Raw genomic sequence first — 279 nt, 5'->3', positions numbered from 1 at the left:
CACTTCCAGTCGAGCGCGACGACATTGACCTGCAGCGGCTCGACGTTCTCGGCGACGGCCTGGCCCGGCTTGATCCGGTCGATGGGGCGATAGGGGTCCAGCAGGTGGGTGCCGGCCCAGGTCAGGGCGCCCAGGCAGATGATGATCAGCAGCGGCGCGGCCCAGATCACCAGCTCCAGCGAGGTCGAGTGGTCCCAGTCGGGCTGATACTCGGCGTCTTTGTTCGACGCGCGGTACTTCCAGGCGAAGAAGACGATCAGCGCCATCACCGGCAGGATG

At 66.3% G+C, this 279-nt stretch carries 1 pseudogene; it reads right to left on the bottom strand.

What is annotated here, in order from left to right:
• Positions 1 to 279: pseudogene (locus CVH10_RS19845) on the bottom strand (ubiquinol oxidase subunit II); the annotation flags it as partial.

It is taken from the genome of Halomonas sp. ND22Bw, assembly GCF_003011945.1.
GTDB lineage: Bacteria > Pseudomonadota > Gammaproteobacteria > Pseudomonadales > Halomonadaceae > Halomonas > Halomonas halophila.
Note: the sequence above shows the minus strand (reverse complement) of the source record. Positions and strands in the feature narration are given on the sequence as shown.